Origin of the sequence: Microbacterium oryzae, assembly GCF_030406385.1 — a bacterium.
Taxonomy (GTDB): domain Bacteria; phylum Actinomycetota; class Actinomycetes; order Actinomycetales; family Microbacteriaceae; genus Microbacterium; species Microbacterium oryzae_A.
Genome location: NZ_JAUEPM010000010.1, coordinates 56,347 through 73,310, shown reverse-complemented (window position 1 = coordinate 73,310; position 16,964 = coordinate 56,347). Strand labels below are relative to the sequence as shown.

The window sequence follows — 16,964 nt, the reverse complement described above, 5'->3', positions numbered from 1 at the left end:
CGAGGCCGTGACGCTGCTGGCGGCACGGCCCGAGATCGAGCAGGTCGTCACCCACGTCGTGCCGCTCCACGACGTCGCCGACGCCTTCGCCCTCGCCCGCGACTCGCAGACATCGAGCAAGGTCGTCATCGCCCTCCCGAGCGCCGACCTATGACGGGCGCAGCGGACGGCACCGGGACCGGCCTGGAAGCCGCCCGTGACATCGTCATCGGAGTCGACATGGGCACGACCGCGACGAAGGCCGTCGCGTGGACGGTGGACGGCGACCTCGTCTCCTCGGCCTCGCGCGGCTACCCGCTGGAGGAGCCGCACCCCGGCCACGCCGTGCAGGATCCCGACCTCATCCTCGAAGCCGTCTACCAGGCCATCCGAGAGGTCGTGGGGCAGATCGGCGCGGAGCGCGTCGCCGGGCTGTCGTTCTCGTCGGCGATGCACTCGCTGATGGCGCTCGACGCGACCCTGCGGCCCCTGACCCCGGTGGTCACCTGGGCCGACACGCGCGCGGCCGTCCAGGCCGAGCGACTGCGTGCGTCGGCTGCGGGCCTGGCCCTCCACCGTCGCACCGGCACGCCCATCCACCCCATGTCGCCGCTGACGAAGCTCATCTGGTTCCGCGAGCAGGAGCCGCGGATCCGCCAGGAGACCGCGATCTGGGCGGGCATCAAGGACTGGGTGCTGCTGCGGATGTGCGGGGCGCTCGTCATCGACCATTCGCTGGCATCCTGCTCGGGGCTCATGGACATCCATCGACTGGAGTGGGACGAGGAGGCCCTGTCGCTCGCAGGCATCCGCGCCGAGCAGCTGCCGGAGCTCGTGCCGACCACGACCATCCTCGAGACGCTGACCGAGGAGGGCGCTGCGGGCACGGGGCTGCCCGCCGCCACTCCGGTCGTCGTGGGAGCGGGGGATGGCCCCCTCGCGAATCTCGGCGTCGGCGCCGTCCGCCCCGGCGTCGCAGCCTGCTCGATCGGCACGAGCGGCGCGCTGCGCGTCGCCGTCGACCGTCCGGCCGTCGATCCGCGCGGCGGCGTGTTCTGCTACGCGCTCACGGAGGACCGCTGGGTGATCGGCGGCGCCATCAACAACGGCGGCGTCACGCTCGACTGGGTGCGCTCGGAGATCGCCGGCGGACACGAGCTCACCACCGCCGAGCTCCTCGACGCCGCCGCCACCGTGCCGGCGGGATCCGGCGGGCTGCTCATGCTGCCGTACCTGCTGAGCGAGCGCGCGCCGCACTGGAGCAGCATCGCGCGGGGCTCCTACATCGGGCTCACGCGCGCGCATCGGACCGAGCATCTCGTCCGCGCGGCCGTCGAGGGCGTCGCGATGCAGCTGGCGCTCGTGCTGCAGTCCATGCGCGCCGCCGATCTCGAGGTGCAGGAGATCCGGGCCACCGGCGGCGTCATGCAGCACCCGCTCTGGCAGCAGACGCTCGCCGACGCGTTCGGCGCGCCGGTGGGGCTGCTGGAGGGCCAGGAGGGGTCGAGCTACGGCGCGGCGCTCCTCGGGATGCAGGCGCTCGGACTCATCGAATCGATCGACGTCGCCGCCCAGCGCCTGCCGGTGCACGAGACGATCCGCCCGCATCCGGGCGACTCCGCCGTGTACCGCGCGCTGCTGCCGGTGTTCGACGAGCTGTACGACGCGCTGCTGCCGACGTACACGCGGCTGCGACGGCTCACCCCGTCGCTTCCCATCTCGTTCTGACCGGCGGGAGACGCAAGCGCCTACCATGACGAGGTGGGCTCCGGGAAGAAGGGCAAGAAGGGCAAGTCCGGCAAGCGGGACAAGCCGAAGAAGACCTGCTGCAAGTCGAAGCCGCGCTGCAGACGTTGTCCGATCCGGATGCTCGCGGAGGGCAGACTGGACCCAGCTGATGCGAAGGAGATCTTCGCGAAGGAACGCAATCGCAAGCAGGCGAAGAAGGCTCACCTCGTCGTCCCGGGGGACTGACCGGGCCGTGCCGCTGAACAGAGGGAACGCATGGCACACGAGCGGATGGCCATCATCTGGAACCCCGCGAAGACCGAGCGCCAGGTGCTCGAGCGCGGGCTCGACGCCGCCCTCCACACGGCGCTGACCGACGAGCTTCCCGACATCTCGTGGTGGGAGACGACGCCCGAGGACCCCGGGCAGATCGTGACCGAACTGGCCCTCGAGTGGGGCGCCGAGGTGATCGTCACCGCGGGCGGCGACGGCACCGTGCGGGCGGTCGTCGAGCGGCTCGCCGAGCCGGGCGCCGGCGCGGAGCTCGCGATCGTCCCGCTCGGCACCGGCAACCTGCTGGCGCGCAACCTCGACATCCCGCTCGCCAATCCCGCGGCTGCCTTCGCCAGGGCGTTCGCACGCGATACGCGGCCCCTCGACCTGGGATGGCTCGAGACCGAGCTCGCGGGTGAGCCGACGCGCATGGCATTCAGCGTGATGGCGGGCTTCGGCATCGATGCGCACATGATCGTCGAGACGAGTGACGACCTGAAGAGCCGGGTCGGATGGCTGGCCTACGTGGAGTCGCTCGCTCGCGCCGTGAACGCGAGCGAAGTGGTGGAGATGCGGATCGCAGTCGACCACGGCGAGTTCGTCACCGCGGCGGGGCACACCCTGCTCGTCGGCAACTGCGGCATGCTGCAGGGCGGCATCGCCCTCATGCCCGACGCGAACCCGTCCGACGGCGAACTGGACCTGCTGATGCTGAGCGCGGAGGGCCTCGCAGGCTGGCTCGACACCATGCGCTCGTTCATGTGGGAGAACGGCGTGCGTCGCATGCTCGGCGCGACCGATAAGGCCGAGAGCACCTCGACGGCCGCGCACTCGCGCGCGACCGCCGTCGACGTGCGACTGCCGCGCCCGCGCGTGCTCGAGGTCGACGGCGAGGAGATCGGCGAGGTCGAGGGCTTCGCCGTCGAGATCCAGGCCGGAGCGGTGTCCGTCCGCTGAGTTAGGGCAGGCGGATGGTCCCGGTCGCGGAATGCTGCGTCGGCATGCGATCGCGCTTGTAGGTGATCGAGTCGTAGCCGTGCGGCGAGGGAACACCGTCGTCCCCGATGCTCACGAAGACGATCTTCTCGATCGTGAGGATGGTCTTCCGCGTGATCATGTTGCGCACGACCGCGCGCATGGTGAGCGACGTGCGGCCGAAGTGGGTGGCGATGAGCCCCATCTCGACGAGGTCGCCCTGCACCGCGGAGGCCTGGAAGTTGATCTCCGAGATGAGCTTCGTCACGACGCGGTAGTTGCCGAGCTGGATGATCGCGTAGATCGCCGCTTCCTCGTCGATCCACTTCAGCAGGCTGCCGCCGAACAGGGTGCCGTTGGCATTGAGGTCCTCGGGGCGGATCCACTTGCGCGTGTGGAAGTTCATGCCGTCGGTGTCGGGAGTGCTCATCGCGGCCAGCCTACGCCCAGACCGCGTGACAGCATGGATGGGTGAACAGCGCCAACCTCAGCCGTGAAGCAGCGGCCGCGCGATCCGCGGCCATCACCGCCCGCGCCATCCGGGTCGAACTCGATCTCACCGGCGCGCCGGACCCGACGCAGACGGGGTTCCCCACCGTCAGCACGATCGAGTTCGACGCGACGACCGCCGAGACGTGGATCGACTTCATCGGCGAGGCGGTCGAGTCGGTCGAGGTGAACGACGCGCAGCAGGCGGTCGAGTGGGACGGCGCGCGGATACGCGTGACCGGGCTCGGCGCCGACAACAGCGTGCGCATCGTGGCGCGCGGTGCGTACAGCCGATCGGGCGAGGGGCTTCACCGCTTCGTCGACCCGGTCGACGGCGAGACCTACCTCTACACGCAGTACGAGCCGGCGGACTCCCGCCGCGTGATGGCGTGCTTCGAGCAGCCGGATATCAAGGCCCGGTACACGTTCCGCATCGTCGCGCCGAGCGGATGGCAGGTGCTGTCGAACCAGAGCGCGGTCGCGTGGACCGAGACGGATGGCACGCAGGAGATCGAGTTCGCCCCGACGCTGCCCATCTCCAGCTACATCACGTCGGTGGCGGCGGGCCCGTATCACCGGGTCGACGGGGAGTGGACGGGCGACGCCCAGACCGTCGCGCTCGGCGTGCTGTGCCGACGCTCGCTCGCCCAGCACCTCGACGCCGACGAGGTCCTCGAGATCACGCGACAGGGCCTGGACTTCTTCAGCGAGGCGTTCGCGTACGCCTATCCGTGGGGCAAGTACGACCAGATCTTCGTTCCGGAGTACAACCTCGGGGCGATGGAGAACCCCGGGCTCGTGACCTTCACCGAGTCGTATGTCTTCCGCGGCGCGTCGACCGTCGCCCAGCATGAGGGACGCGCCAACACCATCCTTCACGAGATGGCGCACATGTGGTTCGGCGATCTCGTGACGATGCGCTGGTGGGATGACCTGTGGCTCAAGGAGTCCTTCGCCGACTACATGGGCTCGCACGCCGCGGCGGTCGCCACGCAGTACACGGACGCGTGGGTGACCTTCGCGAACCGGCGGAAGGCCTGGGCGTACCAGCAGGATCAGCTGCCCACGACCCATCCGATCGTCGCCGACATCCCTGACCTGGAGGCGGCGAAGCTCAACTTCGACGGCATCACCTACGCCAAGGGGGCGTCGGTGCTCAAGCAGCTCGTGGCGTTCGTGGGCGAGGAGGCGTTCTTCGAGGGCGCTCGCCGCTACTTCGCCGCGCACGCGTTCGGCAACACCACGCTCGAGGACCTGCTCGTGCAGCTCGAGGAGGTCTCCGGTCGCGACGTCCGCGGCTGGTCGCGCGCCTGGCTCGAGACGACCGGCGTGTCGACGATCTCGGTCGAGCGGGGAGATGGCGAGCTCGTCGTCGTGCAGACCGATCCGCGTCCGCACCGCCTCGCTCTCGGTTTGTACGCGCTCGACGACAGGCGGCTCGTGCGCCGCGCGGCCGTCGACCTCGACATCCGCGACGAGCGGACGACCGTCGTGCTTCCCGTTGCGCCCGATGCGGACCTCATCCTGCCCAACGAGGGCGACCGCACCTACGCGAAGGCACGCCTCGACGAGCGCTCGCTCGACGCCGTGACGGAGGCGCTGTCGACGATCGACGACGCCCTCGCTCGCGGCCTCGTGTGGTCGGCGCTGTGGAATGCGGTGCGCGACGGCGAGCTGGCAACTGCACGCTACCTCGAGATCGTGCGCCGTCACGCCCCGGCGGAGCCGAATGTCGCGCTCCTCGGCGGTGTGCTCGCCAACGCCGGGTTCGCCGTGGAGCACTACACGGCCGCCACTGCGCGAGCCGACGAGCGGGGCGGATGGCTGGAGACGGCCTGGCGGGGGATGGTCGAGTCCGCGCCGGGCTCCGACGCGCAGCTCGCGTGGGCGCGCGCGGTGGGCGCGGCCGCAGCCGTGGAAGACGCGCACGCCGACGAACTGCGCGGCATGCTCGACGGGTCGGCGGTCGCGCCGGAGGGACTGGCGCTCGATCCCGAGCTGCGCTGGTCGTGGCTCGCTGCGCTCGCCGCGACGGGGCACGCGTCGGCGGCGGATGCCGATGCCGAACTCGCGCGCGACGACACCGCGAACGGACGGACCTCGCGGATCGAGGTGCTCGCAGCTCGTCCGGAAGCCGGCGTGCGGGCCGCGGCGTGGACGTCCGCCTGGGACGACTTCAGCCTCACAAACGACCACCTCTCCGCCACGATCGCCGGCTTCCGTGCGGGCGGACGCCGCGATCTCATCGCGCGGTTCGACGCGGAGTACTTCGCGCGGATCCGAAACGCATGGGACGAGCGCAGCATCGAGATCGCCGGCCGCCTCGTGCGCGGGTTGTTCCCGGGGTCGGACTCGCTCGAGCTCGTCGACCGGTGGCTGGCGGAGAACGAGGACGCACCGGCAGCCCTGCGACGGATCGTGGTCGAACAGCGCGATCACCTCGCCCGGGAGCTGCGGGTGCGCGCGGCGCAGTAGTCGGGCGGCGGGGCCGGGCGGGCGGCGCTCGGCCGGGCCGGCCGCTCGCTGCGCCGGTCCCTTGCGGCCGAGCAGCTGGTCGCGCCGCTGCGGTCAGGCGCGCCCGTGCATCCGGGCGTGCAGCGCTCGGACCTCGGGCGCGAGCGACGGGGCCGGGCCGGAGACCTCGATGCCCGGAGCGACGTCCGTGATCGGCAGCGGCGCCACGGGCCCTGGCGCGATGCCCCACTCGCGGTGCCACTCGGTGAGCTGACGGGTGGTGGAGGCATACACGATCCGTCCGAGCCCGACCCATGCGTGGGCGGCCGCGCACATCGCGCAGTGCTCGCCCGACGTGTAGACCGTGGCATCCCGCCGCTCGTCGGGCGTCAGATTTGCCGCCGCCCAGCGAGCGATCTCGAGTTCCGGATGCCGTGTCGCATCGCCGTCCTTCACGCGGTTCCGGTCCTCGAAGAGCACCTCGCCCCGCCCACCGACGAGGAGCGAGCCAAAGGGCTCGTCCCCGTCGTCGAGCGCCTCCTTCGCGAGGTCGACGCACCGCCGGAGGTGTGCGAGGTCGGCATCTGACAGGGGAGCGGTGTCGCTCATGCGGCGACGGTACCAGCGCGCGAGGTCGTGCTCCTCGGACGACAAGCGCGGAAGTCGCGGTGGTCACCTGCCCTCCTCGTGCTCGTCGCCACCCTCGGTGCAGCGGCCGCCGTCCGAAAAGCCACGCTGCGTCGGATCCACGTTGCCGGCCGCGGGCGCGGTCTGGTCGCCGCGCTTGTCCTCATGTGCGGCCTTCGCCTTGTCGCGCGCGGCCTTCGCCGCTTCTGCGGCGCGTGTTGCGGCGTTGCTGGCGTTGTTGACGATGCCGAAGCGGACCTGTGGGAGGGGGTGGTCGACGTATCGTCGGCCGGCGGGGCTGGTCCATTCGAGGACGCCGGGGCGGATCTGCCGGACGGTCCAGGGGGTGTGGTGCTTGTCCTGGTGGCATCCCGGGCAGAGGGCCTCGAGGTTGGACACGCGGGTGTTCCCGCCCTGGGAGTACGGGATGGTGTGGTCCAGGTCGGCGTGGGCGGCGAGGTTCTCACACCCGGGCGTGCGGCACACCTCGTCCCGCGCCCGGAGGAACCGCTTCTGCGCCGGGGTGGGGGTGTACCTGTCCACGGTCTCCAGCGCCCCGGTATCGGGATTGAGGAACAACCGGTCCCAGCCCGGTTCCTCGCTGGCGAGGCGCCTCGCGGTGGCCGCGTCGACGGGCCCGTTCCCGGTGAGGAACGCCGTGTCCTCGTCGACACCGGCGAGGGTGGTGGCAGGGACGGTGACCTGGATGTTCGCCCGGATCGCGTTCAAAGCGAGGTCTTCCCCATTCATCCGGGAATGCGCATCGACCGTCCCGGTCAGGAGCATCTCCAACGCCATGTCGGACGCGACCTGCGCCCGGTTGCGCTCATCCGCCCACGCCTCGGCCCGCCGCTTGTAAGCAGCGACCCTCTCGAGCTCAGCAGGCTCCGACACAGCCCTCGCCAACGAACCAGCAGCGCCGGGGCCTGGGGCCGAGTCGCTGTCGTTCGGGGCCGGGAGCCCGATGTCCGCGCACCATGCTGCATACAAAGCGTCGAGTTCGTCGACGCTGAGATCGACCTCCTCACCGTCCGGGCCGGCGTCGTGTGAGTCGATGTCGTCTGGGTCGGGATCGGGGGAATCGGGCGGCCACCACGGATCTCCCGGTTCGGCTTCGAGGATCCGGTCCTGGATGGACTGCAACCAGTCCTCCACCTCCTGCACACTCGCGACCGCCACGAAATCGACATCCCCTGATTCGTCGTCCGGCCACCCATCCGGCGGCACCCCCTCGAGCGGTCCGTCGACGAGGGGGCCGGCAGGACGAGTGCCGTTCATGCTTCCAGGGGAATCGGTCCCGTCGTCTCCTCCGGTTCGCATGCCGTACCGGGTATCGGGTTGGGTGGTCGTTCCGCGGAGCCTTCCGCCGTTGCCGGTGCACGACGCCTCGAGGAGCTCACCGAACAGCTTCTCGTCCTCCTCAGACACGTTCAACCACCACCGATCCACCCCCGACCCCGGCTCGTCGTGCTGCTCTCGCTCGGACGCGTCAGCCTCCGACGCCTCGGACTCGGTATCCGCGCGTCCAGCAGGCTCTTGTTCTGCCCGCTCGTCTTCCCACCGCTCCCGCTCGGTCCGCTCGCCCTGACCCTGCTCGCGTTCGGCGCGGTCGCGCTCGGCGCGGTCGCGTTCGGCGCGGTCGCGTTCGGCGCGTTCGCGTTGGGTTTGTTCCCCCTCGCGCTGCTCCCGGTCGGCGTGTTCCTGCTGGGCGGCCTGTTCGCGCTCCCGTTGGCGTTCCTGCGCGCGCACGTACCGGGTGTACGCCCGCGCCATCCGCTGCAACCGGTCCCGGACGGCGTGGATCTTCACCGCATCCCCCACCACGTGCAGCTCCGCGAGCCCGTCGGGGAGGTCCTCCGACCACACCGTCCGCCGCTTCAACGCGTCCTGGTGCCGCTCCCGGAACGACCGCGGATGCAGCTGCTCCGCCACCCGGATCGCGAAACCGCGCAGCACCCCTGGTGACACCTCCTCCGCCACTGGAAGAAGAGCCCCCTCGAACAGCCCCCACACCTCCGCGGGCAGGTCCTCCCCGACCCGGCGGATCACATCCGCATGCCGCAGCGTGATCCGCCCCTCCCGCAACGCCTCCACGGTGGCGGGGAACCGCTCGGCGAGGACATACGCGTCCGACATCCGCGCCTGGGTGCGGCCCTTCGACTCATGCACCGCCGCAGCGATCTCTCCCGCCATCGACCGCATCGGGAACACGAACCGCGAATCCGACTCCGCCCGCCCCATCTGCGCCCACGCGATCCGCGACGCCTCCGCGAGAGCATCGACCTCCATCGCATCCGCCACCGCCCGCAACCGGCGCGCCTCCACCAACCGGTCCAGCAGCTGCAGGGTCGCGGAGATCTCGGCGTCCGTGGGCTCCCACGGAACCCCCGACACCTCACCCCGCTCAGTCCCCTTCGACATACCCCCACGCTAAAAGCCACCACCGACATTCCCGTGAGTTATCCACAGGCCAGAAGCAAAGGAATCGGAAATGTCCCCCGGGGCGTCTCCTCTCGCTCCGCTCGCTCGACGAACGAGATGGGCGCGCCGCCCCCTTGTGGCGGAAGAAGAGAGGCGTACTGCGGGCCGTCGCCGGGTCCGCGCGTGCGGCTCGACTGCTGCCTCGCAACGCGGCGATCGGAATCGCGATGGACGCGTTCTGCGGCAACCGCCATCCTGCCCGTGGTGACTCCTGCCCCTGTTCGCGGCATCCGGAAGTCCGACGGACGCGGAGTGCGGCAACCGCCGGCCACAGCGGACCGTCCGGCCCCCGCCCGCCGCACCGCCCGCCGTCCCCGCTCCGCGCCGCACCAGCTCCGGGATACATCGCGAGGATGACGCAGGCGCTCCCTTCGGCGGACGACGGGAGCACGGCCATCCGATGGAGTGGAACCATGCACACTTCAGCCCCTCAGCCCGCATCTGCCGCACCGCTGCTCAGCGCCCGCGCGCTCACGAAGTCCTACGGTGCGACGTACGCCCTCGCCGGCGTCGACATCGACCTCCGCCCGGGCGAGGCGGTCGCGATCATGGGCGCGTCGGGCTCGGGCAAGACCACCCTGCTGCACGTGCTCGCGGGGATCATCGCGCCCGACTCAGGCACCGTGGCTCTGGAGACCCGCGCGGGTCGGCGCCTCGTCCACGAGCTGCCGGATTCCGAGCGATCGCGGCTGCGGCGCGAGGAATTCGGGTTCGTCTTCCAGCAGGGTCTGCTGCTGCCCGAGCTCACGGCCGTCGAGAACGTCGCCCTGCCCCTCATGCTCACCGGGCACCCGCGTGGCGAGGCGCAGGAGCATGCCGCGCGCTGGCTCGCCACGCTCGGCCTCGCCGGGATGGAGAGTCGTCGCATCGGCCAGCTCTCGGGAGGTCAGGCTCAGCGCGTGGCGATCGCCCGCGCGCAGGCGACCGGCGCTCGCGTGGTGTTCGCCGACGAGCCGACCGGCGCCCTCGACTCCGCGACCTCGGTCGACGTGATGACCGCGCTGCTCGACGCGACCCTGGACCAGGGGCACGCGCTCGTCGTCGTCACCCACGACCCCCGGGTCGCCGCGCGCTGCACGCGCATCGTCCGCCTGAGCGACGGCAAGGTCGTCGCCGACGAGACCGCGGCGGCGGTCGCGCGATGACCGCCGTCGTCCAGCGGATGGCGCCTCCCGCGCCCCTCGCCGGCGCCTCCGGTCGTGCGCCGCTCCTGCGTCTCACCTGGCATCTCTCGCGCCCGAGCGCCCAGAGCGCTGGGGCGCTCGTGCTGCCGGCGGTGGCGTTCGCGGTGGCGACCGCGCTGCTGCTGACCGTCGTCGGCGGGGTGCTCATGTTCTGGAGCTGGCCGCAGGATCGTGCCGGCCTCGTGCAGCTGTACCAGCTGCTGAGCATCGTCGCCCTGGCCATCCTGGCGGTGCCGCTCATGTCGCTCGGCGGCGCCGCTGCACGGCTGTCTGCCCGCCGCCGCGACGACCGGCTGGCGACGCTGCGTCTGCTCGGCGCGACGCCGCAGCTCGTCACCACCATGACGGTGCTCGAGTCGACCGCCGTCGCGGTCGTCGGCGCGGTCGCGGGCGTCGCCCTGCACGCGGTCATCGTGCCGCTGGCGGGATCCATCTCGTTCCTCGACGAGCCGATCGGCCCCGGCGCGCTGTGGGCGGGTCCGTGGATGACCATCGCCGTCGTCGTGGCGGTCGCACTGGTGGCGGCGGTGAGTGCGGGCGTCGGCCTGCGGCGCGTGGTCATCTCGCCCCTCGGAGTCCGCACGAAGCAGGATGCGCCGCGGGTGCGGTCCGTCCGCGCGGTCATCGCGGTCGTGGTCGTCGTCGTGGCGGCGGGCGTGCTGAGCGCCCTCGACGCCCTGCCGAGCTACGCCTTCGTGGTCGCTGCCGTCGGCGCGTGCTTCGCCGCCGGCGTCGGCGTCCTGGGCATCATCGGCCCGTGGCTCATCGGCGTCCACGCGCGCATGCGCGTGAAGCGAGCGAAGACCCCTGACCGTCTCATCGCGGCGCGGACGGTTCTCGAGTCTCCGAGGGCGGCGTGGCGCCAGGTCGGCGGACTCGCCATGACGACGTTCGTCGCGGTGGTCGGCGGAGCGGGCACGGCGTACGCGGGGACTCTGCCCTCGGCCGACGACGACTCCCTCATCGCGGACATCCGCACCGGCGTCATCATCACGCTCGCCATCTCGTTCCTCATGGTCGCGTGCTCGGTCGGCGTGAACCAGGCCGCGGCCATCCTCGACCGACGTGCGCTCTACGTGGCGCTCGACCGCGTCGGCATGCCGCGCGACACGATGGAGGCCGCCCGCACCCGCGCGACCATGGGACCGCTGCTGTTCACGGTCATCGTCGCCGCACTGGCCGGCGTCGCCCTCGTCGCCCCGCTGCTGAGCCTGTCGCTCATCACGGCGCCGGTGTCGGTGCTCGTCATCGCGGCGTGCATCGCCGGCGGGATCCTGCTCGTCTGGCTCGCACTGCGGGCGACCCGTCCGGTCCTCACCCGGGTGCTCCTCGAGCCGGAGCGCGCCGAGTAGTCAGCTCCCGGCGAGCACGACCTCCGCCGCCTCGTCGACGGTGTCGACCAGGTGCACGTGCCCCGCCATCGCCCTTCCCGCCGCGAGAGCGTCGAGGAGCGGCCAGGCGGGGTACGTCCGCGTCCAGTACTCGCGGCCCACGAGCACCATCTCGCCCACGGTCTCCGGGGTTGCGTAGTAGTTCTCGCACGCGTCCTGGAAGATCTCCTGAACGGTCCCACCCGCCCCGGGGAGGAACACGATGCCGCGATCGCACAGCTGCAGCAGGATCGACTCCCGCAGCGCGTTGCGGAAGTACTTCGCGATGACCGTCGCGAACAGGTTCGGCGGCTCGTGCCCGTAGTGCCACGTCGGCACGCCGAGCGAGGCGACCGGATCGCCCGTCGCGGCGATCACCGCCCGCGCCGCGCCGGCCCATGCGTCGACCGAGGGATGGAACGACGGATGGCCGCTGAGCGCCGCCAGGGCCGCGTCGAGCTCCTCAGGCGGCCGGGAGGCCAGGCGGGCGCCGAGGTTTGCGGCCTCCATGGCGCCCGGTCCGCCACCGGTCGCGACGACGAGGCGTCCGCTCCCGCGATCGGCGGCCAGCAGGCGGCCGAGACGCGCGGCTTCGGCGTACGCCGCGTCACCGCGCTGCATCGCGTGCCCGCCCATCACGCCGACCAGGTGCCGGCCATCCAGCCACCGCTCGAGCGCGGCGTCGACGCCGGCGTCGTGCAGCACCCGCACGAGCACCGACTCGCGGGAGCGATCGTGCTGCGACCAGGCGTAGGCGCGGCCATCCAGCGAGGTCTTCCAGGTCGGCGCGTCGTATAGCTCGTCGGCGGTGTACAGCGCGTCACGCTGGGGGTCGACGGGCGCGACGTCGACGTCGGGGAGGACGAGTGCGCCGCGCAGCGCGTGCTTCGTCTCGTCGCCGGGGGCGAAGCGGCACCCTGCGAAGGTGGTCCGCGACGTGTCGCATGCGTCGAGGGCCGCGGACCGCTGCGTGAGGTCGAGCCCGACGATGCGCCATCCGCGCAGGCGGCGCGCGCCATCCGACAGTCGTGCGTCGAGCTCGTCGAGCGACTCGACCGTGACGATCCGTCCGCGCCGCTGCCTCATGGTTCGACGCTATCGCGCGTCGCACAGCGGCGGACGAACCTCGGAGGGCGTGCGCAGGTCAGTCGAGGCGCGGCCACCAGGCGGGGGTGTGCACGAGGATCCCGCGGGTGAAAGCGTCTTCGTCTTCCTCCTCGCTCGTCACCCACAGCAGCACCGCGCCGACGAAGCCGCCGCCGACGAAGGCTGCGCCGAGCGCGTCGTCGAACTCGGCGTCGAGGCCACGCTGCCGGAAGTGCGCGATGGCGGCTGCGATCCGCGCGTCGAAGAGCGACTGCAGGCGGCGGCGGAAGTCGAGCGAGAACTCCGATGCCAGCAACGCGCGCAGCGTGCGGCGCTCGGCCGTCACGCTGCGGAGAACGGCGGCGGTCGCCTCGAGGTAGTGGGCGGCGAGGGCGTCGATGGTGTCGGACGGGGCGACGGGGAACTCCGCGACGTCGTCGAGCCAGCTCGCGTACAGGTCCGACGCGACATCGCCGACGCTCGTGTAGTGGCCGTAGAAGGTCGTGCGGTGGACCCCCGCCGCCCGGCAGAGCTCCGAGACGCCGATCTCGGTGAGCTCCTCGCGCTCGAGCAGACACCGCAGAGCATCCTGCAGTCGCCGTCGACTGCGGAGAGCTCGAGGGTCACCCGTCATCCTCCCAGTCTGCCCGATGACGACTTGGAATGCGGGCATGCCGCAACCCCTTGACGCTGGAAACGACGGCGCGAAAGGCTCGCTGAACCGGAGACCCCGGATCGGAGAGGATGAGCGATGCACAAGCAGCCACAGCGGTACAGGAGAACGAGTGGCCGGGTCATCGGCATCGCGATCGCCGCGGCCCTCGGCGGATTCCTCTTCGGGTTCGACACCGCCGTCATCAACGGCGCGGTCGACGCGCTCGCCGCGGACTTCGAGCTGGCGGCGGCCATCAAGGGCTTCGCCGTGTCGTCGGCGCTCCTCGGCTGCGTCGCCGGCGCCTGGTTCGCCGGCTCCATCGCCAACCGACGCGGTCGAGTGCCGGTCATGCTCGTGGCGGCGATCCTGTTCCTCATCTCGTCGATCGGCTCGGGCCTCGCCTTCGGCGTCGTGGACCTCATCGTCTGGCGCGTGATCGGCGGTCTCGGCGTCGGTGCGGCGTCGGTCATCGCCCCCGCCTACATCGCGGAGGTGTCGCCCGCGGGCATCCGCGGTCGCCTCGGCTCGCTGCAGCAGCTCGCGATCGTCAGCGGCATCTTCGTCGCGTTGCTGTCGAACGCGCTCCTCGCCGCCGTGGCCGGCGGCTCGAACGAGGTGCTGTGGTTCGGCATCGACGCGTGGCGATGGATGTTCATGGCCGAGGCCATCCCGGCCATCGTCTACGGCGTCATGTCGCTGCGCCTGCCGGAGTCGCCGCGCTACCTCGTGCGGAAGGGCGACTACGATCGCGCGTCCCAGGTGCTCCTCGACTTCACGGGCGAGCCCGACGTGAACCTCAAAATCCAGCAAATCCGCGACTCGCTCGACAGCGAGAAGGCCGAATCGCTGCGCGACCTCGCCGGGCCCGCGCTCGGGCTGAAGCCCATCGTCTGGGTGGGACTGCTCCTGTCGGTGTTCCAGCAGTTCGTCGGGATCAACGTCATCTTCTACTACTCCACGACGCTCTGGCGGTCGGTGGGCTTCGACGAGTCGAGCGCCCTCACCACGTCGGTGATCACGTCGGTGACGAACATCGTCGTGACGATCGTGGCCATCCTGCTCGTCGACCGCGTCGGACGCCGCGCACTGCTGCTGGCAGGCTCCGTGCTCATGACGATCGCGCTCGGCACGATGGCGCTCGCGTTCTCGTTCGCGGAGCTCGTCACGGCGGACGACGGCTCGACGAGCGCGCAGCTCGGCGCACCGTGGTCGATCATCGCGCTCATCGCGGCGAACCTCTTCGTCGTCGGCTTCGGCGCCACGTGGGGTCCAGTGGTGTGGGTGCTGTTGGGGGAGATGTTCCCCAACCGCGTCCGCGCGAGCGCCCTGGCCGTGGCCGCCGCCGCCCAGTGGCTCGCGAACTTCTTCATCTCGACGACGTTCCCGATCTTCAGCAGCATCAGCCTGACCTTCGCGTACGGGTTCTACGCGTTCTTCTCGCTGCTGTCGTTCTTCTTCGTGCTGTGGCGCGTGAAGGAGACGAAGGGGCGCGAGCTGGAGGAGATGACCTGAGCGCCCGCTGACAACGCCCCGGGAGGGCATGTCGCTGGGGGACGCGGTCGCGCCGCGGCTTAGGCTCGGTAGGCCATGATCCGGTTCGAACACGTCACCAAGCGCTTCAAGGGAACGGCGAAGCCGGCCCTCAGCGACATCGACTTCGAGGTCCAGCGCGGCGAATTCGTCTTCCTCGTCGGAGCCTCGGGCTCCGGGAAGTCGTCCTGCCTGCGCCTCATCCTCCGCGAGGATCTGCCCTCCTCGGGCCGCGTCGTCGCCCTCGGGCGCGACACGAAGACCCTCACCTCGCGTCGCACCCCCTACTTCCGCCGCAACATCGGCTCGGTGTTCCAGGACTTCCGCCTGCTGCAGTCGAAGACGGTCGCGCAGAACGTCGCATTCACCCTGCAGGTGATCGGCCGCTCGCGAGCGTTCATCAAGGACGCCGTCCCCGAGGCGCTCGAGCGCGTCGGCCTGGCCGAGATGGGCAAGCGCATGCCACATGAGCTCTCCGGCGGCGAGCAGCAGCGCGTGGCGATCGCGCGCGCGCTCGTGAATCGGCCCCAGCTCCTCCTCGCCGACGAGCCCACCGGCAACCTCGACCCCACGACCTCCGTCGACATCATGCGGATCCTCGCCGAGGTGAACGCCACGGGAACCACGATCGTCATGGCCACCCACGAGGCCACCTTCGTCGACCAGATGCAGCGACGCGTGATCGAGCTGCGCGAGGGCGAGCTCATGCGCGACGACCGCCGCGGCGGGTACGGCGACACCTCGGTGGTGCAGACGCTGCAGCCCGAGGCCGAGCGCGGCGCGGCGGCCATCGCCGCCCTCACCGCTGTCCTCGACGTCCAGCGCGAGGTGTCGGCGACCGCCGACGCGCAGACGAAGGCCGCCGCGCAGCGCGCGGTGGAGGCCGTGGAGGAGGTCGTCGACGAGGTCGTGCACCCCACCGTCATCGCCCCGCCCGCCGAGCCCGTGACATCCGTCGACGCCGCCATCCCGCCCGGCGAGCCCCTCCCGCCTGCCGAGCCCGCGCCATCCGCCGTGCCCGGCCGCACGGCGCAGCCGGCGCGCACGGCCGATTCCGCGCCATCCGATGCGGGCGGCCGTCGACGCCGCAGCCGCCGCGTGGACCACGACGCGATCGGGATGGTCGACCGGCTCGGACTCGAGTCCGGCGACGAGGAAGTGGGACCCACGTCATGAGACTCGGACTCGTCCTCGGCGAGGCCCTGCAGGGTCTGCGTCGCAATGCCTCGATGGTCGTCTCGGTCATCCTCGTGACCTTCGTGTCGCTCACCTTCGTGGGCGCGGCGGTGCTCATGCAGACGCAGATCGCCAAGACCAACGCCTACTTCCAGGACCGCGCGCTCGTCGACGTCTACATGTGCTCGCCGCTGTCGACGGGCGACACGTGCGCGGACGGTACGGCCAGCGAGGAGCAGATCGAGGCGGTGCGCGCCGAGCTCGACGGGCCGACGCTGTCGCCGCTCATTCAGGGGTACACGTACCTGTCGCCCGAGGAGGCGTACGACTCCATCGTCGAGAACCTCGGCGAGGACTATGCGAGCCTGCTGACGGCGGAGCAGACGAGCGCCGAGTTCCACGTCAACCTCGTCGACCCCAGCCAGTCCGACGTCATCGTCGAGGCGTTCACGGGCGTCGACGGCGTCGAGGAGATCACCGACCAGCTCGAGTACCTCGATCCGCTCTTCGCCACGCTCACCATCGCGACGTACATCGCGATCGGCATCGCCGCCCTCATGCTGGTCTCCGCCGTGCTCCTCATCGCCACGACCATCCGCCTGTCGGCGTATGCGCGGCGTCGCGAGGTGGCGATCATGCGCCTCGTGGGCGCATCGAACCGCTTCATCCAGACGCCGTTCGTGCTGGAGGGCGTGTTCGCCGCGTTCATCGGCGCCGCCCTCGCCGGAGCAGCCGTGCTCGCGGGCGTGCACTTCGGCGTCGAGCGATATCTCGTCAACGAGATGTACGCCATCCCGTGGGTCGGGATCGGGGAGGCCTGGATCGTCGTCCCCGTGCTCATCGTCGTGGGCGTCGCCCTCGCGGCACTGTCCGCCGGATTCGCCATCCGCCGTTGGCTCCGCGCGTAGTCGGAGCCTTGCTAGGGTTGAAGGCTGCGTGCCGAGAGCCGAGGAGGTG

The 16,964-nt window shown here is 71.0% G+C and carries 14 protein-coding genes; 9 read left to right on the top strand and 5 right to left on the bottom strand.

Annotated features, from left to right (window positions below; translation table 11 throughout):
• Window positions 1–150 precede the first annotated feature (150 nt).
• The 3 genes from QWJ90_RS13465 to QWJ90_RS13455 are packed head-to-tail and all read left to right on the top strand — an operon-like array spanning window position 151 to window position 2,937.
• On the top strand, window positions 151–1,707 hold the full coding sequence (locus QWJ90_RS13465; protein WP_290108367.1) for a gluconokinase: 1,557 nt from the start codon (window positions 151–153) through the stop codon (window positions 1,705–1,707).
• Between the two features lie 33 nt (window positions 1,708–1,740).
• Window positions 1,741–1,953, top strand: a complete 213-nt coding sequence (locus QWJ90_RS13460) for a hypothetical protein (protein WP_290108366.1) — start codon at window positions 1,741–1,743, stop codon at window positions 1,951–1,953.
• A 30-nt stretch (window positions 1,954–1,983) separates the two neighbouring features.
• The gene (locus tag QWJ90_RS13455; protein ID WP_290108365.1) at window positions 1,984–2,937 is read left to right on the top strand and encodes a diacylglycerol/lipid kinase family protein; all 954 of its coding nucleotides are present in this window, start codon (window positions 1,984–1,986) and stop codon (window positions 2,935–2,937) included.
• A 1-nt stretch (window position 2,938) separates the two neighbouring features.
• Here the strand turns inward: QWJ90_RS13455 and QWJ90_RS13450 are convergent, their stop codons facing one another.
• Window positions 2,939–3,385, bottom strand: a complete 447-nt coding sequence (locus QWJ90_RS13450) for an acyl-CoA thioesterase (RefSeq protein WP_290108364.1) — start codon at window positions 3,383–3,385, stop codon at window positions 2,939–2,941.
• Between the two features lie 41 nt (window positions 3,386–3,426).
• On the opposite strand from QWJ90_RS13450, the gene pepN reads away from it, so the two are divergent.
• Window positions 3,427–5,919: an aminopeptidase N gene (gene pepN, locus QWJ90_RS13445; protein WP_290108363.1), complete on the top strand. Its 2,493-nt coding sequence runs from the start codon at window positions 3,427–3,429 to the stop codon at window positions 5,917–5,919.
• Window positions 5,920–6,012: 93 nt separating this feature from the next.
• On the opposite strand, the gene QWJ90_RS13440 is transcribed toward pepN, so the two are convergent.
• On the bottom strand, window positions 6,013–6,507 hold the full coding sequence (locus QWJ90_RS13440) for a nucleoside deaminase (protein WP_290108362.1): 495 nt from the start codon (window positions 6,505–6,507) through the stop codon (window positions 6,013–6,015).
• A gap of 63 nt (window positions 6,508–6,570) precedes the next feature.
• Window positions 6,571–8,946, bottom strand: a complete 2,376-nt coding sequence (locus QWJ90_RS13435) for a DUF222 domain-containing protein (RefSeq protein ID WP_290108361.1) — start codon at window positions 8,944–8,946, stop codon at window positions 6,571–6,573.
• Between the two features lie 473 nt (window positions 8,947–9,419).
• On the opposite strand from QWJ90_RS13435, the gene QWJ90_RS13430 reads away from it, so the two are divergent.
• Both QWJ90_RS13430 and QWJ90_RS13425 read left to right on the top strand, forming a co-directional pair.
• The gene (locus QWJ90_RS13430) at window positions 9,420–10,151 is read left to right on the top strand and encodes an ABC transporter ATP-binding protein (protein ID WP_290108360.1); all 732 of its coding nucleotides are present in this window, start codon (window positions 9,420–9,422) and stop codon (window positions 10,149–10,151) included.
• Window positions 10,148–11,542 (top strand): FtsX-like permease family protein, encoded by a 1,395-nt coding sequence (locus QWJ90_RS13425; RefSeq protein ID WP_290108359.1) that lies wholly within the window; start codon window positions 10,148–10,150, stop codon window positions 11,540–11,542. Before QWJ90_RS13430 ends, QWJ90_RS13425 begins: the two co-directional genes overlap by 4 nt.
• Here QWJ90_RS13425 and QWJ90_RS13420 read toward each other — a convergent pair whose 3' ends face one another.
• Both QWJ90_RS13420 and QWJ90_RS13415 read right to left on the bottom strand, forming a co-directional pair.
• The gene (locus QWJ90_RS13420) at window positions 11,543–12,646 is read right to left on the bottom strand and encodes an LOG family protein (RefSeq protein ID WP_290108358.1); all 1,104 of its coding nucleotides are present in this window, start codon (window positions 12,644–12,646) and stop codon (window positions 11,543–11,545) included. It lies immediately after the preceding gene.
• Between the two features lie 58 nt (window positions 12,647–12,704).
• The gene (locus QWJ90_RS13415; protein WP_290108357.1) at window positions 12,705–13,280 is read right to left on the bottom strand and encodes a TetR/AcrR family transcriptional regulator; all 576 of its coding nucleotides are present in this window, start codon (window positions 13,278–13,280) and stop codon (window positions 12,705–12,707) included.
• Window positions 13,281–13,397: 117 nt separating this feature from the next.
• Between QWJ90_RS13415 and QWJ90_RS13410 the strand changes: the two genes are divergently transcribed.
• The 3 genes from QWJ90_RS13410 to ftsX all read left to right on the top strand — a co-directional run bounded on the left by QWJ90_RS13410 (window position 13,398) and on the right by ftsX (window position 16,915).
• Window positions 13,398–14,813 (top strand): sugar porter family MFS transporter, encoded by a 1,416-nt coding sequence (locus QWJ90_RS13410; protein WP_290108356.1) that lies wholly within the window; start codon window positions 13,398–13,400, stop codon window positions 14,811–14,813.
• Window positions 14,814–14,888: 75 nt separating this feature from the next.
• Window positions 14,889–16,007, top strand: coding sequence for a cell division ATP-binding protein FtsE (gene ftsE, locus QWJ90_RS13405; RefSeq protein WP_290108355.1), 1,119 nt, complete (start codon window positions 14,889–14,891; stop codon window positions 16,005–16,007).
• Complete coding sequence (gene ftsX / locus QWJ90_RS13400) at window positions 16,004–16,915, top strand: permease-like cell division protein FtsX (RefSeq protein ID WP_290108354.1); 912 nt, start codon at window positions 16,004–16,006, stop codon at window positions 16,913–16,915. Before ftsE ends, ftsX begins: the two co-directional genes overlap by 4 nt.
• Window positions 16,916–16,964: the final 49 nt, after the last annotated feature.

Bases quoted from the DNA above. Each gene is read 5' to 3' on its own strand.
- QWJ90_RS13465 (WP_290108367.1), top strand. From the start codon at position 151: ATGACGGGCGCAGCGGACGGCACCGGGACCGGCCTGGAAGCCGCCCGT.
- QWJ90_RS13455 (WP_290108365.1), top strand. From the start codon at position 1,984: ATGGCACACGAGCGGATGGCCATCATCTGGAACCCCGCGAAGACCGAG.
- QWJ90_RS13450 (WP_290108364.1), bottom strand. From the start codon at position 3,385: ATGAGCACTCCCGACACCGACGGCATGAACTTCCACACGCGCAAGTGG.
- QWJ90_RS13440 (WP_290108362.1), bottom strand. From the start codon at position 6,507: ATGAGCGACACCGCTCCCCTGTCAGATGCCGACCTCGCACACCTCCGG.
- QWJ90_RS13435 (WP_290108361.1), bottom strand. From the start codon at position 8,946: ATGTCGAAGGGGACTGAGCGGGGTGAGGTGTCGGGGGTTCCGTGGGAG.
- QWJ90_RS13430 (WP_290108360.1), top strand. From the start codon at position 9,420: ATGCACACTTCAGCCCCTCAGCCCGCATCTGCCGCACCGCTGCTCAGC.
- QWJ90_RS13425 (WP_290108359.1), top strand. From the start codon at position 10,148: ATGACCGCCGTCGTCCAGCGGATGGCGCCTCCCGCGCCCCTCGCCGGC.
- QWJ90_RS13420 (WP_290108358.1), bottom strand. From the start codon at position 12,646: ATGAGGCAGCGGCGCGGACGGATCGTCACGGTCGAGTCGCTCGACGAG.
- QWJ90_RS13415 (WP_290108357.1), bottom strand. From the start codon at position 13,280: ATGACGGGTGACCCTCGAGCTCTCCGCAGTCGACGGCGACTGCAGGAT.
- QWJ90_RS13410 (WP_290108356.1), top strand. From the start codon at position 13,398: ATGCACAAGCAGCCACAGCGGTACAGGAGAACGAGTGGCCGGGTCATC.
- ftsE (WP_290108355.1), top strand. From the start codon at position 14,889: ATGATCCGGTTCGAACACGTCACCAAGCGCTTCAAGGGAACGGCGAAG.
- ftsX (WP_290108354.1), top strand. From the start codon at position 16,004: ATGAGACTCGGACTCGTCCTCGGCGAGGCCCTGCAGGGTCTGCGTCGC.